The 19,003-nt window shown below is 34.5% G+C and carries 12 protein-coding genes; 11 read left to right on the top strand and 1 reads right to left on the bottom strand.

Annotated features, from left to right (window positions below):
• Positions 1–371 precede the first annotated feature (371 nt).
• From V6255_RS07615 to V6255_RS07590, 6 genes are all read left to right on the top strand, one after another.
• Positions 372–2,759, top strand: a complete 2,388-nt coding sequence (locus V6255_RS07615) for an HD domain-containing phosphohydrolase (protein ID WP_341627608.1) — start codon at positions 372–374, stop codon at positions 2,757–2,759.
• Between the two features lie 71 nt (positions 2,760–2,830).
• Complete coding sequence (locus tag V6255_RS07610) at positions 2,831–4,621, top strand: ABC transporter ATP-binding protein (protein WP_341627607.1); 1,791 nt, start codon at positions 2,831–2,833, stop codon at positions 4,619–4,621.
• Positions 4,622–4,695: 74 nt separating this feature from the next.
• Positions 4,696–5,169, top strand: a complete 474-nt coding sequence (locus V6255_RS07605; RefSeq protein WP_341627606.1) for a GreA/GreB family elongation factor — start codon at positions 4,696–4,698, stop codon at positions 5,167–5,169.
• 238 nt (positions 5,170–5,407) lie between these two features.
• Positions 5,408–6,799 carry an aminotransferase class V-fold PLP-dependent enzyme gene (locus V6255_RS07600; protein WP_341627605.1) on the top strand — a complete coding sequence of 464 codons (1,392 nt, stop codon included), beginning with the start codon at positions 5,408–5,410 and terminating at the stop codon, positions 6,797–6,799.
• Between the two features lie 124 nt (positions 6,800–6,923).
• Positions 6,924–7,850, top strand: a complete 927-nt coding sequence (locus tag V6255_RS07595; RefSeq protein WP_341627604.1) for a transporter substrate-binding domain-containing protein — start codon at positions 6,924–6,926, stop codon at positions 7,848–7,850.
• Between the two features lie 8 nt (positions 7,851–7,858).
• On the top strand, positions 7,859–10,183 hold the full coding sequence (locus tag V6255_RS07590; RefSeq protein WP_341627603.1) for a putative bifunctional diguanylate cyclase/phosphodiesterase: 2,325 nt from the start codon (positions 7,859–7,861) through the stop codon (positions 10,181–10,183).
• 320 nt (positions 10,184–10,503) lie between these two features.
• Here the strand turns inward: V6255_RS07590 and V6255_RS07585 are convergent, their stop codons facing one another.
• Positions 10,504–11,154 carry a DsbA family oxidoreductase gene (locus V6255_RS07585; RefSeq protein ID WP_341627602.1) on the bottom strand — a complete coding sequence of 217 codons (651 nt, stop codon included), beginning with the start codon at positions 11,152–11,154 and terminating at the stop codon, positions 10,504–10,506.
• A 461-nt stretch (positions 11,155–11,615) separates the two neighbouring features.
• On the opposite strand from V6255_RS07585, the gene V6255_RS07580 reads away from it, so the two are divergent.
• The 5 genes from V6255_RS07580 (at position 11,616) to V6255_RS07560 (ending at position 18,957) form a co-directional block, all read left to right on the top strand.
• Complete coding sequence (locus V6255_RS07580; protein WP_341627601.1) at positions 11,616–12,413, top strand: polysaccharide lyase family 7 protein; 798 nt, start codon at positions 11,616–11,618, stop codon at positions 12,411–12,413.
• Between the two features lie 360 nt (positions 12,414–12,773).
• Positions 12,774–14,171: a hypothetical protein gene (locus V6255_RS07575; RefSeq protein WP_341627600.1), complete on the top strand. Its 1,398-nt coding sequence runs from the start codon at positions 12,774–12,776 to the stop codon at positions 14,169–14,171.
• Between the two features lie 264 nt (positions 14,172–14,435).
• A complete protein-coding gene (locus V6255_RS07570; protein WP_341627599.1) occupies positions 14,436–15,809 on the top strand; it encodes an MATE family efflux transporter in 1,374 nt (457 codons plus the stop codon).
• A 332-nt stretch (positions 15,810–16,141) separates the two neighbouring features.
• On the top strand, positions 16,142–17,188 hold the full coding sequence (locus tag V6255_RS07565) for a polysaccharide lyase family 7 protein (protein ID WP_341627598.1): 1,047 nt from the start codon (positions 16,142–16,144) through the stop codon (positions 17,186–17,188).
• 683 nt (positions 17,189–17,871) lie between these two features.
• Positions 17,872–18,957, top strand: coding sequence for a mannose-6-phosphate isomerase (locus V6255_RS07560; RefSeq protein WP_341627597.1), 1,086 nt, complete (start codon positions 17,872–17,874; stop codon positions 18,955–18,957).
• The last annotated feature ends 46 nt before the right edge of the window (positions 18,958–19,003 follow it).

The following is a 19,003-nucleotide window of genomic DNA, read 5'->3' as shown; positions in this document are numbered from 1 at the left end:
ATTTAACGCAGAAATCCGCGGAAATAGCGGTGTTGTATCGCTTTGCTTATCCAGAGCTGAGGTTACTTAGTAACGTTAAATAAAAAGTATTTCTCTATCTTCAAAACAATCCCAATCATATATAAAAACACACAAAACAACGCATCAAAAACTATCTAATTTAAACCTAATAAGAAATGAAATTAATACGAACAAAAACAAATATTACTGGTCGAATAAGAAGCAATGTATCCGTCGTAATCAATTTCAGGTTTAGATACAAAAATATGAATGCTTAAATTAACCAAAATAGATAAAACAAACATTATTTATAGCGCTCACAAAACCATTAATCTGTAAAAACATTACATAATAAATTTTCAGGATGAATCATGTCTACAAAGACAAAAAAAACAACACGCTCAATTCGCTTTACATTAATTAGAACTTTCATCTTCCTTTGTTTTTTGGTCACGACTGTCGCCATCAGCCTGCAATATTATGCTAATCAATTAATTGCACAAAAATCAGCTTTACAACTTTTTAATGCTAAAGCGCTTATTATTAGTAATAATATTAAACAGAAAGATAACGTAATAAATCACTACAGCACTCTACTTTCCAAGTTTAATAAATTAATCATTAATCAGAAGTTACACCCTGATGCACTACAATTATTTGCTAATATAATGGAAGAAAATCAATCATATAACTCAATCTCCCTTGGATTTAAAAATGGTGACTTACAACAATTAATACATTTAAATAAGCCACAAAATAATCAAGACTTTCCTAAAGTAGAATCCGCAACATGGTTACTCGTATCAATTGCACAGCAAGGAGATCAGAAAATACGTCAATTTTCTTATTTTAACGACACTTTTCATTTTATTAGCCAACATCAAGAAACGACAAATGAAAACGTGACAAACCTTTCTTGGTATAAAGAGGCTAAAATACTAACAACGAATAAGTCTAAACTATTTTCTCTAGCGAACTCTTCTTCGTTAGGTCAAACCTACTCAATCACTATCCCCCATACAAAAACAGTATTAGCAATAGATGTCACCTTAGATCCATTCTCAGAGTTCGTGCAAAAAACAAATGATAATAATCAAAATCAATTACTAAATGAGATTTATTTATTTAATGGTACAGGTCATTTATTAGGTTCAAATCAAAAGCTCATACAACTCAATAATACCGATAAGCTATTATTTATCCCTTATCCTGAATTAACTGAATTGGCTTTACATAAACCAAGCTTAAACAAACTTAATAGCATCACAATTAATAATAAGCCTTATTACGCTTATGTGGCTGAAGTTGATGATAAAACCACTATTAATAGCTATTTAGCTATTTTAGTACCAAAAGAAACCTTACTTCTACCAAGTATCAAAACATTAATACAAATTTCAGTTATCTGTTTAGTGCTGTTATTGATTCTCTCATGGTGTTTTTCCTCTCCTTTAACGAATACGATTAAAGCATTATTGGGCGAAGCCAAAAAAGCAAAATCACAAGATTATACACAGCTTCAACACATTGTAAGTCGTGTTACTGAGGTCAAAGAACTGAACAGTTCGATGCTTGAAATGAGCCAAACAATTGAAGAATACCAAGCTCAACAAAAGCAAATGACAGATCTATTTATTAAACAAATTGCACAGGCAATTGATGATAAATCGCCTTATACCTTTGGACATGCCAATCGAGTACCGGAATTAGGGCTCATGCTAGCGAAAGCTAGTTTAAAATCTGACTCACCTGTTTTTGAGTTAGCAAACGAAGAGATGCTAAACGAATTCTCTAGTAATGCCTGGTCACATCACTATGGAAAGCTTACAACTGCCCAACAAGTTGTCAGTAAAGGAACTAAATTAGAGGCCAGCTATAACCGTATCCATGAAATTAGAATGCGTTTTGAGATACTATGGCGAGATGCCGAAATTAACTACTTTAAACAAAGTAGAACTAATCCAGAACAAAATAAACCGCTTAAAGAAGCTCTGATTAAACAACAATTACAATTAATGCGAGATTTTGGATTTGTTGCCAAAGCGAACCTTGGTGATACAGAAATAACCGAGCAAGACCTCATTCGCTTACATAAAATAGGCGCGCAAACTTGGTTACGTTACTTTGATGATAGGTTAGGCTTATCGTCTATTGAAAAACTTAACTTAACAGCTAAAAAACAAAAACTACCCGCTCAAGAGACTCTATTAAGCGATAAAAAAGAGCATATTATTAAACGTAACAATATCACTCAAGTAGATTCTGGGATCAAAATAGAAGTAGCTGATCACCTCTACAATTTTGGTGAATTATATAATTTATCGATTCCACACGGCACATTAACAGTAGAAGATAAGTTCGAGATAAACCAAAACATTATTAACACTATTAATTTACTAAAAGCATTACCTACAACTCACAAGCAAACCACTGAAATAAAAGACCTTTCAACATATCATCCTGTATTAAAACGGGTTGTTTTTCCTTCTACATCAAAAGAGAAAGGATTTTCTATAACGCAGAATATCCTACTTATCACTGATATTTTTGAAACGTTAACCTCAATAAAAAAACCTCAACAACCAGTCGAATCGCTTAGTAATGCTATTGATATTTTGCATCAATTAGCTATCGACCAAATTATTGATATCAACCTCTTTAAACTATTTTTAAGCAGTGGAGTTTATATAAAATATGCAAACAAGTTTTTACATGAAACACAGATCGGTGAAGTGGAGATCAGTAAATATTTAAATTAACCTGATAAAAATAGAATATTAACCAAGATTAAGTACAATTCGCTTACTATCAAATAAGCATGGTTTTCATATTGAGCGATATTCCTACGATAAATTGGTCTTGGTTAATTAAACAAGCTAAACAACATAAAAAACGCCTTATTACTGCCAATTTCATCGCGATATTAGCTACGTTAGTTAGTGTCCCTATCCCATTATTAATGCCATTAATGGTAGATGAAATTCTATTGAACCAGCCAGCATCTGGTGTGGCATTCATTAATCAATTTATTTCCGCACAGTGGCAACAACCCGCTAATTACATCATTTTTATATTTTTAACCGTACTGGTTATGCGTATTACTAGCCAACTGCTTGGTATTCTCCAAAGTCGTCAATTTACCTTAGTATCGAAAACCATTACCTGTGAAATTCGTAAGCAACTACTTGATAAAATAGGACGTATTAGCATTCGCCAATATGAAACGCGTGGTAGTGGCGGTATTAATTCTCATCTCATTACCGATATTGAAACTATTGATAGCTTTATTGGCAGCACATTAAGTCGTTTCATTGTTAGCTTTTTAACCGTACTGGGCACTGCAGTCATTTTATTATGGATTGACTGGCGATTAGGTTTATTTATTTTACTGGTAAATCCTTTGGTCGTTTATTGCTCGCGCAAACTAGGACATCGCGTTAAACATCTTAAAAAAAATGAAAATCAAGCTTTTGAATCATTTCAAAATCGCTTAATTGAAACGCTTGACGGGATCTATCAACTACGTGCATCGAATCGAGAAAAAGCTTTTCTTAATGACCTTAAAAATCAAGCTGATGATATCCGTAGTAGTGCGGATAAATATGCATGGCAAAGTGAAGCTGCAGGCCGTTTTTCATTCCTGTTATTCCTATTAGGCTTTGAACTTTTCAGAGCAGTTGCCATGTTGATGGTGTTATTCAGCGATTTAAGTATTGGTCAAATGTTCGCTGTATTTGGTTACCTATGGTTTATGCTGTCTCCAATGCAAGAATTACTCAATATTCAGTTTTCTTGGTATAGCGCCTCGGCTGCATTAAAACGTATTAATACATTAATGCATATTGAAGAAGATGACCGTTCTGTGAGTAAAGTAAATCCTTTCTTACAAAAGCAAGCCACTGAAGTGCGCATCGAAAATATCAACTTTGCTTATGATGATGAAACAAAAGTACTCACCAATTTAAATTTAACTATTCCTGCGGGTAAAAAGGTTGCGTTGGTTGGTGCGAGCGGAAGTGGTAAATCAACACTAATCCAATTATTAATTGGTGTTTATAAAGCCAATAGTGGCAATATTTTATTTAATGGTGAAAACAGCAATGATATTGGTTTCGATATCATTCGAAACCACCTTTCCGTTGTATTACAGCAACCAGTATTATTTAACGATACTTTACGTCAGAACTTATCACTTGGATTACCCTACACAGATCAACAACTATGGCATGCTTTAGACGTCGCGCAACTTAACGATGTGAGCAAAAAACTAACAGACGGATTAGATACACAGTTAGGGCGCCAAGGTTTACGTTTATCTGGCGGACAACGACAGCGCGTTGCCATCGCAAGAATGGTATTAACCGATCCGAAATTAGTTATTTTGGATGAAGCAACTTCAGCTCTAGATACACAAACAGAAAGTACATTACATACTGCACTCAACAACTTCCTAGCAGGACGAACAACCTTAATTGTCGCCCATCGATTATCTGCCGTTAAACAAGCTGACAATATTTATGTATTAGAAGAGGGGAAAGTAAGCCAATCAGGGACACACCAAGATTTACTTGCGCAGGATGGCCTATATCAAACCTTATATGGTGGACTACAAAATCATTAAGCTTGATTCAAAGTAGAGAGTTACTGATAATGCACGCCCACTAACAATAGAACTTAAAACTGTGAATATGTAATATGAATAAAATTCAGCTACACCAACAACTAATGACACATTTACAGTCCCTTTTAAATAATGCAAAAGCAGCGGCTAAACGTGCTCATGAAACAGCAACAAGCGAAGAAAATGTAGCTGAAAACAAATACGATACATTAGCTTTAGAAGCCGCTTATTTAGCACAAGGTCAATCGCAACGTGTTACACAATGTCAGGCAGATATTGATGCTTGTATCAGCTTACCTCTTAATAAATCGACAGTCGGTAGTCTTGGCGCTTTGGTTGTATTAGTAAACGAACTGGATGAAGCAAAATATCTATTAATTTGTCCAGTAGCAGGTGGTGTCAAATTACAATGGGAACAACATACTGTGCTGGTCATTACACCAGAATCACCTATTGGAGCGGCTTTATTAAATCAGCAAACCGATGACCAAGTTAGTATTACTATCAATAACAAAAAACAACACTTTGAGATCCTGCAAATCATTTAGCTAATGGCACTTATTATAGGAAGATAACGCTCATCATTTAATTATTTTAGCGTTAGTCATTAGAAATATCTTCATCGAAGAATAAATTATAACTCCCCTACTTTATACAACCCATTTAAATTTAAGCTATATAAAACAAATAATTAAAATACTTAACTTCAAATATATCCGAAAAAAATTAAGGTGTTTTCTCAGAAATCCTCTATTGTTAACTCTCATCTAACATAAAGGACTTAACATGATTAAAGAAAAAGGTATTTCACCAGATCGCAGACATTTCTTGAAAGTATCAACAGGGATCGCAGCAGCAGGACTCACCACAAGCTTATTACCATCACAAGCGAGTGCTAAATCAAAAAATAACAAACACCAACATAAAGATAAAAAATTATGGAATAAAGTACAAAAAGAATTTGTGTTAGATAAAAAAACGACTTACATGAATATTGGTACCACTGGCTCAATGCCTAAAGATATTTTAAAAAATTACCAAGAAAATAATAAAAGCGTTGCAGAAAACCCATGGGATATGCAAAACAAGTTTGGTGAATGGCCTTACGTAACAGAAATGACGACGAGTATTGCTCAAGGGTTTGGCGCAAATGCTGATGAAATCATATTAAACCGTAATACAACTGATGGTATGTGTAGCATTATTAATGGTCTGCATTTTGAATCTGGTGATGTAATATTAACAACACACCATGAACATGTAGCAGCGAATTCGCCTTTATATATTGTAGCGGCACGTTACGGGGTAGAAGTCGTTTATCTAGATATCCCAGTGGACACTGGCGATAACAACATTACCGAACAACAATTCGTAGACTTATTTACTGAAGCAGCTAATGAATATGCTGGTCGCGTACGTTTAATTACCTTCTCTCATATTACTTATAAAACAGGGACTCGTTTACCTGCTAAACGTATTTGCCAAGAAGTAGCGATTCCAAATCAGATTCCAACACTGATTGATGGTGCGCATGGTATCGGTATGTTGAATCTAGACTTCCATGATATCGGTTGTGACTTTTATACTGGTGCGGGGCATAAATGGCAGTGTGGTCCTGGTGCAACGGGGATATTATTTGTATTAAACAGCGCACAACGATTAGATGAATATTGGTCTGATCGTGAAAACCCTTTATGGTTTATTAATTCCTCATTAGGTCATGCTGATTATTTAGGCACTCAATTACAATTTCAGTACATTGGTAATGATAACTACCCTGCGAAACAAGCATTAACAGATGCATGTAATATGTGGGATGAAATTGGACGAGATGTCATTGAAGAACGAGTTTTATCGCTTAGTAAGCTTTGTAAGCAGCAAATAAAAGAAATATTTCCAAATGCCACAATCTACTCGCCTGATATTGATGAGTTAGCCAGTGCCATTACAAGCTTTAACCCATTTTATGACGTTAATGATTTAGACATATTAAATGAATTTAGAGATAGATTACGCGAAGAAACTGGATTTATTATTCGTACAACAGACTTTAAAATACAACAAAGTGATACCGAAGATACGCATGCATTAAGAATTTCAACCCATTTATTTCATGATGAAGATGATGTAAATGGTTTAGTCGAAGCGATGCTTAATATTTATAATGATATGACGTAAAATCCTCTAATAATAAGTTCAATATCTCGGTCACTTAACAATAAGTGACCTTTAGTTTTAATCAATTGTAGGTATAATCATGACACCCTTAATAATAATCACTCTATAATAAGGAGTCCTTATTATGGTCATGCCACAATACAGACATCTGACATATACCATCTTATTACTCACACTTTGCTTTTTTAGTAATGTCAGTAATGCCCGAGATTTAGCTGATGTAAAAGCAGATGGCGTACTACGCCACATAGGCATTCCTTACGCTAATTTTATTATCACTTATAAAGAAGGTGATAACACCATAGTAAACGGTTTTGATGTCGAGTTAATGAAAGGCTTCGCTAAACATTTAGGCGTGAAATATGAATATGTCAGAGCAAGTTGGTCTAATGCATTTACGCTATTAACAGGACGCAATGCTCATTACTCTAATACCGGTCTCATCAGGGGACATGTCACTCATGACATTAAAGGGGATCTACTGGCGAGCGGCACAACTATTTTACCATGGCGTACTGAGGTTGTTGATTTTTCAGATAATTATTTCCCATCAGCAGTTTGGTTAATGGCAAGAGCAGACTCTGATCTTAAACCGATAACACCATCAGGCTCTGTCACACAGGACATTATTACAGTAAAAAAGCTGATTAAAGATCATAACGTTTTAGCCATGAAACAAACCTGTCTTGATCCAGATTTATATGACTTATACGATACAGATGCAAATATAATATTACCTGTAACAGAACTAAAATTAAGCGAAATGATACCTGCCATATTGAATAATGATGCGGAGAGTACATTACTTGATGTACCTGATATCTTAATTGGTTTACAAAAATGGCCAGGTGAAACGAAAGTTATTGGCCCTATCTCAGAAGATCAAAAAATGGGTGTTGGTTTCCGTAAAGATTCACCTGAATTACGTAAAGCTTTCAATCAATATCTCAGAGGTATACAACAAAGTGGCAAATACAATGTACTAGTGAAAAAGTATTACCCTTCAGTGTTTAATTTCTATCCTGATTTTTTTAAGATTAAAAATAAATAAGGATGACTATGCGACCTTGGTTTACCAGTAAAAATGCCATTGTAATTGCTAGCGTAATGCTTGCAGGGTACTTACTGTTAATATTAACGGTTACCAATATAGGACAAAAGAAATTAGAAGAGTCGAGATACAGTGAATTACATTTAAAAGTAAACCATTACGCAGAACTACTAAGTAATTATTTTGAGCTAGCAAAGCGCAACTTAAATATCGTCTCCACAGATAAAACAATTACGACCTTCTTTGCAAATAAGAACTCTGGTATGTCGATGACCTATGGGCTTCGAGCTAGCTTATTTAACGTAGAAAAATTCATTCAAAGACAAGTTGAACCAAGAGAGAAAAAATTAAACCCTATTTTTTCTCGTATTTCATTATTAACATTAGATGGTTCAATCATCGCCGATAGCGAACAAAATAAATCCACATTTAACAACACTAATATCGATATATTAGATTTAAAAGCAACAGATCAAAAAATACTTATCGATGATAGTAAAAAAGAAATAAGTATACGGTTATCTACCACTGTTTATTTCAATTACCAACCCATTGCAGTACTTATCGCAGAGTTCGATAAAGCACTTATTATTTCACTCGTAACAGCTCAAGAATATGAAGGTAGTGGTAGCCATATAACATTAAGAAGCCAATATGGTGACTTATTCATTTGGGATTCTTTAGCACATTCTCAAGAGTATAACCTTGAGCATACTAACAATGATATTCAACATAGTTTTAATTTAAAAGCTGACATCGTAGATACTCCCTTTGTTTTAGAGACTTGGTTTGAAAGTATTAATAGCACTGAACTATTTACCTCTAAATGGTTCGTTTTGGTTATTTCTTTATTAGCAATTCCCGTCTTTTTAACGTTATATTATTTATTTTATATCGATCGAAAAAATACTCTTCTCAACACAAAAATAGCCAATTCAACCAAACGTCGAAAAGAACTATCAATACACAATGAGCTATTAGAAGAGGAGGTCAAAAAACGTAAGTTGTCAGAAGAAAAACTTGCTTATCAAGCAACACATGATTCATTAACAGGTTTACCTAACCGAAGTTATAGCTTACAAAAATTAAATTATGCGATAGGTTGTTGTGAAGGCAGTAATAAAAAAGTATTACTAATGTACATAGACTTAGATAACTTTAAACAAATTAACGATACTTTAGGGCATGCTACTGGCGACAGAATACTACAAGAAACAAGTAAACGACTGCTAAATGCTTTTCGTAAAACAGATACTGTTGCACGTTTAAGTGGCGATGAATTCATGGTGGTCATTCATGAGCTAGAAGATCTCGAAAAAGCGGCTCAACTAGCTTATAAAGTGCTTCATCTATTCAATAAACCTTTCCAAATAAATAAGCATCTATTACATACCTCCACTAGCATTGGCTTAGCTATATACCCTGATGATGCCAATAATGCAGAAGCACTATTAAAAAATGCAGATATGGCTCTGTATCAAGTAAAAGGCAATGGCCGCAATAATTTTAGTTTCTATGAATCTAAAATGAATGATGAAGTGAATCGTAAAGTAGCGATTAATATTCGCTTACATAGAGCACTTAAAGAAAAAACACTCGAAATGTATTACCAACCTTTAATTGACCTTAATACACAAAAAATTATAGGTGCAGAGGCTCTAATGCGTTGGACAGATAGTGAGCTTGGTTTCGTTCCTCCAGATGAATTTATCGCTATTGCAGAAAAAAACAATTTAATAGAGCAATTAGGCAGTTTTGCTTTGAATACTGCAGCCGAACAAGCAGCACAATGGCAAGTAATCACACCATTACAAATAGCAGTCAACTTTTCTAGTGTGCAATTTAGAGACTGTGAAAAATTGTTAACTGAAATTCAACAAGTATTACTAAAAACTGGACTTCCAGCCAATAAACTAGATGTTGAAGTCACTGAAAGTTTACTGATTAATCAAGAAGGTGAGTTATTTGATATGCTGAAGTCTCTGCGTAATATGGGAGTCGAACTAAGCATTGATGATTTTGGGACAGGCTATTCTGCACTGAGTTATTTACAGAAATTTTCTTTTACTAAATTAAAAATTGATCGTGCATTCATTATGAATTTAACTAAAAACAAAGCAGATCAATCGCTTGTTACCGCTATTATTGCAATGGCCAAAGCGTTGAATTTAAAAGTGGTTGCAGAAGGCATTGAAGAAGATGAACAAAAACAATTCCTCATTGATATTGACTGTGAATATGGGCAAGGTTATCTATTTAGTCCACCTGTAACAGCGAAAAAGTTTGAAGCATTATTACACCAGCAAGCCAATTCAAATAGTGCTTTTACTTAAACCGACCTTTTGTTGTTACCTATATCCGTGACTGTTCAAGGTGCTTTTTTCTGTCATTAATTTAGACTCGAAATCAAGGCGTAACATGATGACAGTAGCTAATCCTCTAGCCCTTATCGAAGGTTGCAACGCCGAGTCGGTTTTCAAGCTAACGATCAGAATGTAAACAGTAAAGCAAACATCTTCGTTATTAGAAAGTGTCAACTTAACCCGTTAAATCTTCCTCTTTCTACTTAGTATCTGCTCACTTATCTGCTACTGGTTGCACCTTGAGTGGTAACGGATATAGATAATATTTTACCTAGCTAACAAATTTCTCATTATTTAAGCTCTGCTAACAGTTCTGTTAATACTTGCTTATAAGCTTCAATAGGTTGCGCACCAGATAATGCACTAGTGCGGTTAAAGACAACAGCTGGTACAGCTGAAATACCTAAACCTTGCCAAAACCTTTCATGTTCTATTACTTGGTCACGATATTTAGCTTCTTCTAATCGAATTTTAGCTTGTTCAGCATCCAACCCAATTTTTTCCACTTCATTAAGTAATGTTTCACGATTAGAAACATCTTTTTGATCAGTAAATGCAGCAGTAAACAAAGCAAGTTTTAATTCTGTTTGCTTGCCATGTTCATCTGCATACTCTAATAAAATATGAGCATCACGCGTGTTAACTATTTTCATTTCTTCAAAAAAGTTAAAAGTAAAACCAACTTCAGCGCCTCGTTGACTAATATTAATGCGAGACTTTTCACTATCTTCCCGTGATGAACCGTACTTTTCAGCAACATGTTCACGTAAATCTTGGCCTTCAGGAGGCATGTTTGGATTTAACTCAAAAGGCTGCCATTGCAACTCAACCTTATCAGCGACATCTAACTCATCGATTGCAGTTTGTAGGTTTTTATAACCAATAATGCACCAAGGACAAACGACATCAGACACAATATCTAACTGAATTTTATTACTCATAACAACCTCACATAATGTATTTTTCCAATATAACCTAACATAATATTTAGAACTAAAATGACGATATTGGTATAGTTAAAATCTAATATAACCGCATAAGAACGATCGTTCAACACCTTATTAAAACAATCCTTATTTTCTATCTAATAAGTTAATAACAACAAAAATAATCAAAGAATTAATATAAATTCGGTTGTTTACCATCAAGCCCCTACCATGAAAAGTGACCTAGATCCGTAGCTACAACACACTGACATAATGAACAAAAGTGACTTCAATCTCATAAACAACGCCACATTTGTACTATTTTATGACTAATATCGAACTTTATAAAAACCTGATTTGTACAAAAAAATACCAAAGATAAGCTACTTCCCGCTTGCTAAAAGGCCATTAGCAAAAAATATAAATTTATTAGCTACACATTAATTTCACTAATATGAATAAAAAAGGATTCTCCAATGAAGCAGTTTAAAAAAAGGATTTCACTCTCAGTCGCGGTAGTTGCAACATCCGTATTTTTATTGCCAATGCAAGCAATAGCCGACTCTGCGCCTTATGATTACGGTACAAAGTACCAATCAGTATTGAATGATTCTAAACTTCAAGCACCAGACAGCTCAACAGTTGCGATTGCACAAGGTGACTTTGCAGGTGCTTATAATGAGTATTTTTATATTCCTAGTAGTGGCAATAAATGGCTAACATTTCAAATTGGACCTGATGAAAAAATGCGTTCTGAATTACGCCAAATGGAAAATTGGTACACAGGTGATACAAGCTACAACAAAATGATTGGTGAAGTATTGTTGTTAGAAAAAGGAACTGCAGATGAAGTGACATTAATGCAGATTCATGATGATGCTAATGCAGCGGTGGACGAAGGTGAAGATAAAATTAATAAGCCATTGGTACGTATTGCTTGGCTTGAAGAACAAAAAGAAACAGGTGCATCATCAAAAACTTACGATTCATATTTTGCCATCGTAAAAACCGGCACTTGTGCTTCAAGCTGTTCTGACTACGTAAAATATAAATTAGCAGACTATTCTGCAACAGAAGCGGTTAAGTTTGAAATTAAAGTGGCAAGCAACAAGCTAACAATTAAAGTTAACGGTGTCGCTCATGAAGAGTTTAATAATTTTGATGTAAGTTATTGGGATGGCCTGCCAAGTTACTTTAAAGCAGGCGCTTACATTCAATCTGATACATCACCGGACGTCGAAGTTCAATTCTCTAGTTTAAAATATTACGACTAAACATAATCTTAATAACAAGGGTCTAATAGGCCCTTTAGCACAGAACTTAATTAATACACGCTAACATTATACCGATTACATTCAATATTTCACCTAAATTTTGCGCTGGAAAAAAGTTCAATTAAAGGCGTAAATTCAGCCTTTCGAAGATTAACTTCGTTAATCGTCTATCAGAGAATTAACCAAAAGATGTTAATGCTTTAATGGCCGTTCCCTTTACGAAATTTATAACGAGGAATTGGGCTGTTTTAACAAGTAAAATAGATAAGCTATTTATTGTGATTAGTATTGGTAGCCTTAAAAAACGTTATTAACCGATACTAATCAATACAGAGCCAATCAATGCAGATAATCAACAATATGAAATTATTAAAACACCCTTTTTTTATTATTGCTCTATTAATATTAATAACACTATTTTATTACGTGATTACTGCAACCTCCTCTTCCGAAGAAAAAAACAAATTATTATCTAGACAGAAACAGCAAAGTATCACTCAACAAAAAAAATTGTCCGTTAAACAAGAAAATGCCATAACTCCAAAACAAAATACAATACACATAGGTACTGAAACAGAGATAGATAAGCTATACACCGAGTTCATTGATATTTTAAAAATAAATGATCAGGCAATACAGCGACTCTGGTTACAATTGCTATTCCAACAACAAATTCAGAAAAACCCGATTGATTTAATTAAATTTTTAGCCAATTTAAATAATAAAAAACAAAGAGAAATTGCCTATCTTGTAACATTTACTACTTGGGTTGAAACTGACTTAAATGGATTTAGACAATGGCAACCGTTTATTATTATCGATGACAGTACCGATCAAGCTTATGCGGCGATATCCGTATTACCATTAGGCATAATCGATATATCAGATGCGTTGCTTTGGGTTAACCATATTCAATCAGCAGTATTACTTGATACCACAATCCAACAGGTAATAGCAGAAAATTCCCCCTCTCAAGGTGAAAAGCTAATCAGCTGGGCCTTATCTAGTGAACAAAATAAAAGTTACTTAACAGCTATATATAAAAGTATTAATAACAGCTCCCCGATTCTGGCTTTACAATTATTTAATGAAATAGAGACTGAAGAAATACAACTACAAAAAAATATTTTAATGCAAATTGGTTTATCTTTACCTACGAATAAAATAGATAACGCTTTTATAACAGCGATTGAAATGATGCAAAATAAGGACTTACGTGAATTTATGGCACATATAGCGTTACCACGATTAATTAAAAGTGGCAGAATTAACAATATAGATCAGTTATTACAAGCCGTTTATTCAGCTAAAGCATACCCAATACAGCAAAGTCGATTGGTCGCAAAATGGGCAAAAAGAACACCAGAAGTAGCAATACAATACAGTGAAACAATAAAGTCAGATCAACAACGTAAAGTAGCGATGGCCTCAGTAATAAAAGAATGGGCGATAAGTGACATTCAAATAGCAAATGAATGGCTTAATCAACAAAGCCAATGGGATGATGTAGAACTCGCAGCAGTTAAAATAGCCACTATTGCAGCTTCATCTAACGAATCAATAGAGATTGCTTTGCAATGGTTACCTTTTATTAAAACAGCTACACTACAAAATGAAACACAACAAAGAGTGATTAAAAGTTGGTATCGCTATGATCAGCAAAGTGCCCTGAATTATCTAGACCAAACCGACTTATTAACCTTTCAACAAAAAACGACAATGAATAACACCTTAACTAAAGCGCTTTTGAAGTATTAAATAGGTACAAATTAGGTACCAATTCCTTAAAGAATGAAAGTAATCAAAGTGTCGATAAATTAAAGCTATTATAATACTATTAAACGTAGTTTCAGCCAGTTACTATTATGATAATGACAGTGAAGTATGCTGATATAAAGAGCCGTTTTTATTAATATTCTCTAAAAAACAATTATCACTGACAATTAAACATAGCTAACAATTGAATATTATTAACAAAATTGAGCTGTGATTTCTTTATTGCTATTAAGTTAAGGTTTATCTGTGTCTTCCCAATCCTATGTCAAAAAGAACCTATCTCTCGCTTGGCCATTAGCGCTAAACGGCTTATTAATGCAGTCGATGCTAATGATAGATACTTTATTAGTCTCCCCTTTAGGCGAAATCCCTTTAGCTGCAATGGGTATATCTACCGCAATTGTTGCTGCAATTCTGGGGATTCAAATGGCGTTGGCCAATGGTACACAATTGGTATTGAGCCGTGCTGTAGGAGCCGGAAATCAAGCGTCATTATCTAAAGGACTTTGGTCTGGGATGTTTATTAATGGCTCTGTTGCACTGCTTTTTTGGGTTCTATTAACATTTTTCGACCTTCCTCTAATAGCGGCGTTAACTGACAATATATCCTTACATCAAGAGATTTCAGATTACTTAAATATATCAAAATACATCATACTGTTTACTGCTATTACACAAGTAATGATTGCCTTATTCAATGGCTTGGGGAAAACTAAAATCCCTTTTAAAGGTTATCTTATTGAGTTACCAATCAATGCGTTATTCTCGTATGTGTTGATACATGGTTACTCTTTTTCAGAGGGGATGACATTAATAGGCTTAGGTGTTCAAGGAGCGGCGATAGGTAGCATAATCGCCATAACAGTTCGTATGATTTACCTCGGTTTATACGTATATATAGACCCAGACTTAATGCTAACTACGCCACGCCGAGACATTTCAATGCTGCGTAATATACGTTCACATTTTATTGAAATTTTTCCGATTGCAGCCAACGTCACCATTCTATTAATTGGTGCTACCATCTATCAATTATTATATTCGCAATTAGATATTAATGCTTATGTAGCAATAACATTAGTCATGCCTTGGATCAGAGCGGGCACACAGTTTATAGCGGCATGGTCTCATTCTTCAGCCATCACTATCAGCCAAGCTATTGGCTCTAAAAAGATGGATGACTTAACCAAAAATGTAGATACCAGTATCGATATTGCTGTCATCATTTCAGCGATATGTGCAGTACTTTTTGCTATCATGAGCTTGTTTATGGCTGATATTTATCCTGAACTGGATGACACCACCTACCAAGCTTTAGCAGTGATTGCGCCACTTTATATCTTTTTACCTATTGTACGGGGCTATAATACTGTTCATGGCAATATCTTACGTGCAGTGGGCAAAACAACGGCGGTATTTAAAATCAACTTCACAGGACAATGGATTATCTCTATCCCATTATGTGCCTTCATCGTTTTAGGATTAGATGCTTCAATTTTCTGGGCTTTTGCAATACAACCTTTTGAAGAAGTTGTAAAAGCCATTCCATTCAGACAGTTAGCAAGAAAATCATTAAAAGAATTTGATTTAGAAAAAGCACAAAAATTAATGTATGACTGACCTTAACGCATGATTGTAATTAGACTATGCACAACTGAGGATTACTTTTGCATTCGTATGGTCAGCCATGATTTATTCGATAAACCTCATTATTTAAACGCCAATAAATTAAAATATGATTTAGTAGTCTATAAACTGATTAATAGCGTAACAAACAAAAAACAAACCGATCAACATCTCAAAATTCTGACACAGATATCTCAAATATTTGATCTAACCATAAGATCTGATTTTTAGTATGTGATCAATCAAACACATCCCATCAACTTAACTTTCTTTCAAATTACGCCTGATTATTATGTGTGACAATAATACATAAAGGGGATTATAAAATGAAAAAAACACTTGTTATTGCTGGTTCACTATTACTCACTCTACCTACTATCGCTTTAGCAGATATTGCTAACAATGGCGTATCGTATCCTGTACCTGCAGACAAATTTGATATGACAAATTGGAAAATCACTATTCCTTCAGATATCAACAAAGATGGTAAAGTTGACGAAATCGAAGGCGTTGCAATGATGAGCTACTCGCACGAAGATTTTTTCTTCTTAGACAAAGACGGTAACATGGTTTTTGAAGTGCAAAATGAAGCGGTCACTACTAAAAACTCTAAAAATGCTCGTTCAGAGTTACGTCAAATGCCTCGTGGCGCTAAATTTGATATTGACACTGCAGCACCAAAAAATAACTTTGCACTAGCAAGTAACCTTAAAGCAGCTGACTACAGTAAAGTCGGCGGAACGTTGTCTGCAACATTAAAAGTGAACCACGTATCTGTTAATGCAAAATTCCCAGAAAGACCAGCAGCTCACTCAGTAGTTGTAGGTCAAATTCATGCTAAAAAATACAATGACCAAATCAAAGCAAAAACAGGATTCGGACACGGTAACGAACCACTAAAAATATTCTTTAAAAAATTCCCAGATCAAAAATATGGTTCAGTTTTCTGGAACTACGAACGTAACTTAGCTAAAAAAGATCCAAACCGTGCAGATATTGCTTATCCAGTATGGGGTAATACATGGGATAACCTTGCTGCACCAGGTGAAGCAGGTATCGCATTAGGTGAAGAATTTAGTTACGTTGTAGATGTTAAGGGCGATATCATGCACCTTACTTTTGAAACTGCACGTCATAAAACAGTGACTTATAATATTGACCTAAGCAAAGGTGTTGACGAAAAAGACTCTCCAACGGGTTATGCACAAGATGCTTTCTACTTCAAAGCAGGTGCATACGGACAGTGCAGTGTAAATGATACACATCCTGTTTGGGGACCTGGTTGTGCTGGTACAGGTGACTTCGCTGTCGATAAAAAGAATGGCGATTACAATAGCGTAAGTTTCTCAGCCCTTAAGTTAAACGGTAAATAAAAAGCTGTTATAGCGTTATATTACATAGCCCTATTAAGTAAAAAATATCCGACATAAAGCGCTTATTTCAATGAAATAAGCGCTTTTTTATATTTGTGATGACACGTAAATATAAAAATAAAACATCCGCCTCCAAATCAAAGACACCAACGAATAACGTCAACTCTAGTGTTTTAAATTAACAGTGAAATTAGTTTAACTAAAAATACTGCAAGCTAAAGCATGTACCCCAAGGTCAACACCGTTAATAGATGCATCTATCTTTAATGCTTTGAACTTTACACAAAGACTATTTTTACTAAAAACACTGCCAACTAAAGTATGTGCCAAGATAAAAACCATAAAAAATAGGTATGTTTACTGCTTTGCTGGGAGAGTTGATATTGCTAAATATTTTAACCTGTATTCAATTTTTTTATTGAGCAAACCTTAGAATTGGCATCCCAATTAAAATAATACCAGTCTAGTTCACAACTGCTAAAAACCACTTTAAAAAAACAATATTTGGTACACCAATTTAAGTATAATAATTTTAATATCAAGACTTTCATTAACCATGATTAAACTAAAAGAGTCTTAACTATAAAAATAACATTTAAAATCAAAAAGTTAATATAACATTGTTGATTGCATTTATAAAAAACACTGAATAAATAGGTAAGGCTTAATTAGGAGAGCATCTTATGCATTACAAAGGACAATTAATCACCTTCGCACCTAACAGAGTGTGGCGCTCTTATGTCGGTGGAAAAACACTTGATGGTCTGCAAAATATAGAAGAGCCCTCAGACTCTCATTTTCCTGAGGAGTGGATAGCCTCTACCGTTCGAGCAGTAAACCCCGATAGAGAATCACATGTAGAAGGGATATCAACAGCATTAATATCATCACAAGGCACTGACTTTGCTGCGTTAATTCAATCTGATCCCGATTATTTTTTAGGACCGAAGCATGCTAAGAAATACACCAAGAACCCAATGGTATTGGTAAAGTACTTAGACTCTTCGGTAAGATTACACTTTCAAGCACATCCAACGGCTGAGTTTGCAAAACAGCACTTAAACTCAAACTCGGGCAAAGCAGAAGCTTATTACATACTTGATATCAGAAAAGATATTTCAGACCCTTATATTTATTTGGGTTTCCAAAATCCGCCTAGCCGTGAAGATTTTAAAGAGATGATTGAAAATCAGGATATGGAGAAAATAGAGTCCTGCTTTAAGAAAATTCCCGTTAAACCCAACGATTGTTTTTTTATTCCTGGCGGCATGCCTCATGCCATTGGCGAAGGTATTTTGATGATTGAAGTGATGGAGCCTTCTGATTGGGCTGTAAGATTTGAGTTTGAAAAGTCTGGTTATACCTTACCTGAAGAAGCACGGTTTATGAAAAGAGGCTTAGATTTTTGTTTAGATGTATTTGATTACACTCAATATACGCCTGAATATATCAAAGAGCATTTTCAACAAAAAGCACAGAAAGTAACGCAATATAATGATCATTCTTACAAAGAATCTTTAGTGGGTAGTCAAGCCACTGATCGATTTAGAATCTGTAAATCGACAATTAAAGGGAACGTCCAGAAAGTAGAAGATGAGTTCTTTATTGGCGTTGTCACTAAAGGCTCATGTACTATAAAAACTGGGACTGAGTCTTTGACGCTATCGCAATACGATACTTTTTTCTGCCCTTACGGCCTTGAGGAATTTACTATCACTTCAAGTGATGGCGTAGAGATTATCGAGTGTTACCCACCTTTAAGCGATTAACTAAGCATTATCCTTACTGTTTTACTAGGGAGCGAGACCTTTATCA

Origin of the sequence: Psychromonas arctica (assembly GCF_038155225.1) — a bacterium.
GTDB classification, from domain to species: domain Bacteria; phylum Pseudomonadota; class Gammaproteobacteria; order Enterobacterales; family Psychromonadaceae; genus Psychromonas; species Psychromonas arctica_B.
The sequence above is the reverse complement of the archived record's forward strand: the minus strand, read 5'-3'. Positions and strand labels throughout refer to the sequence as shown.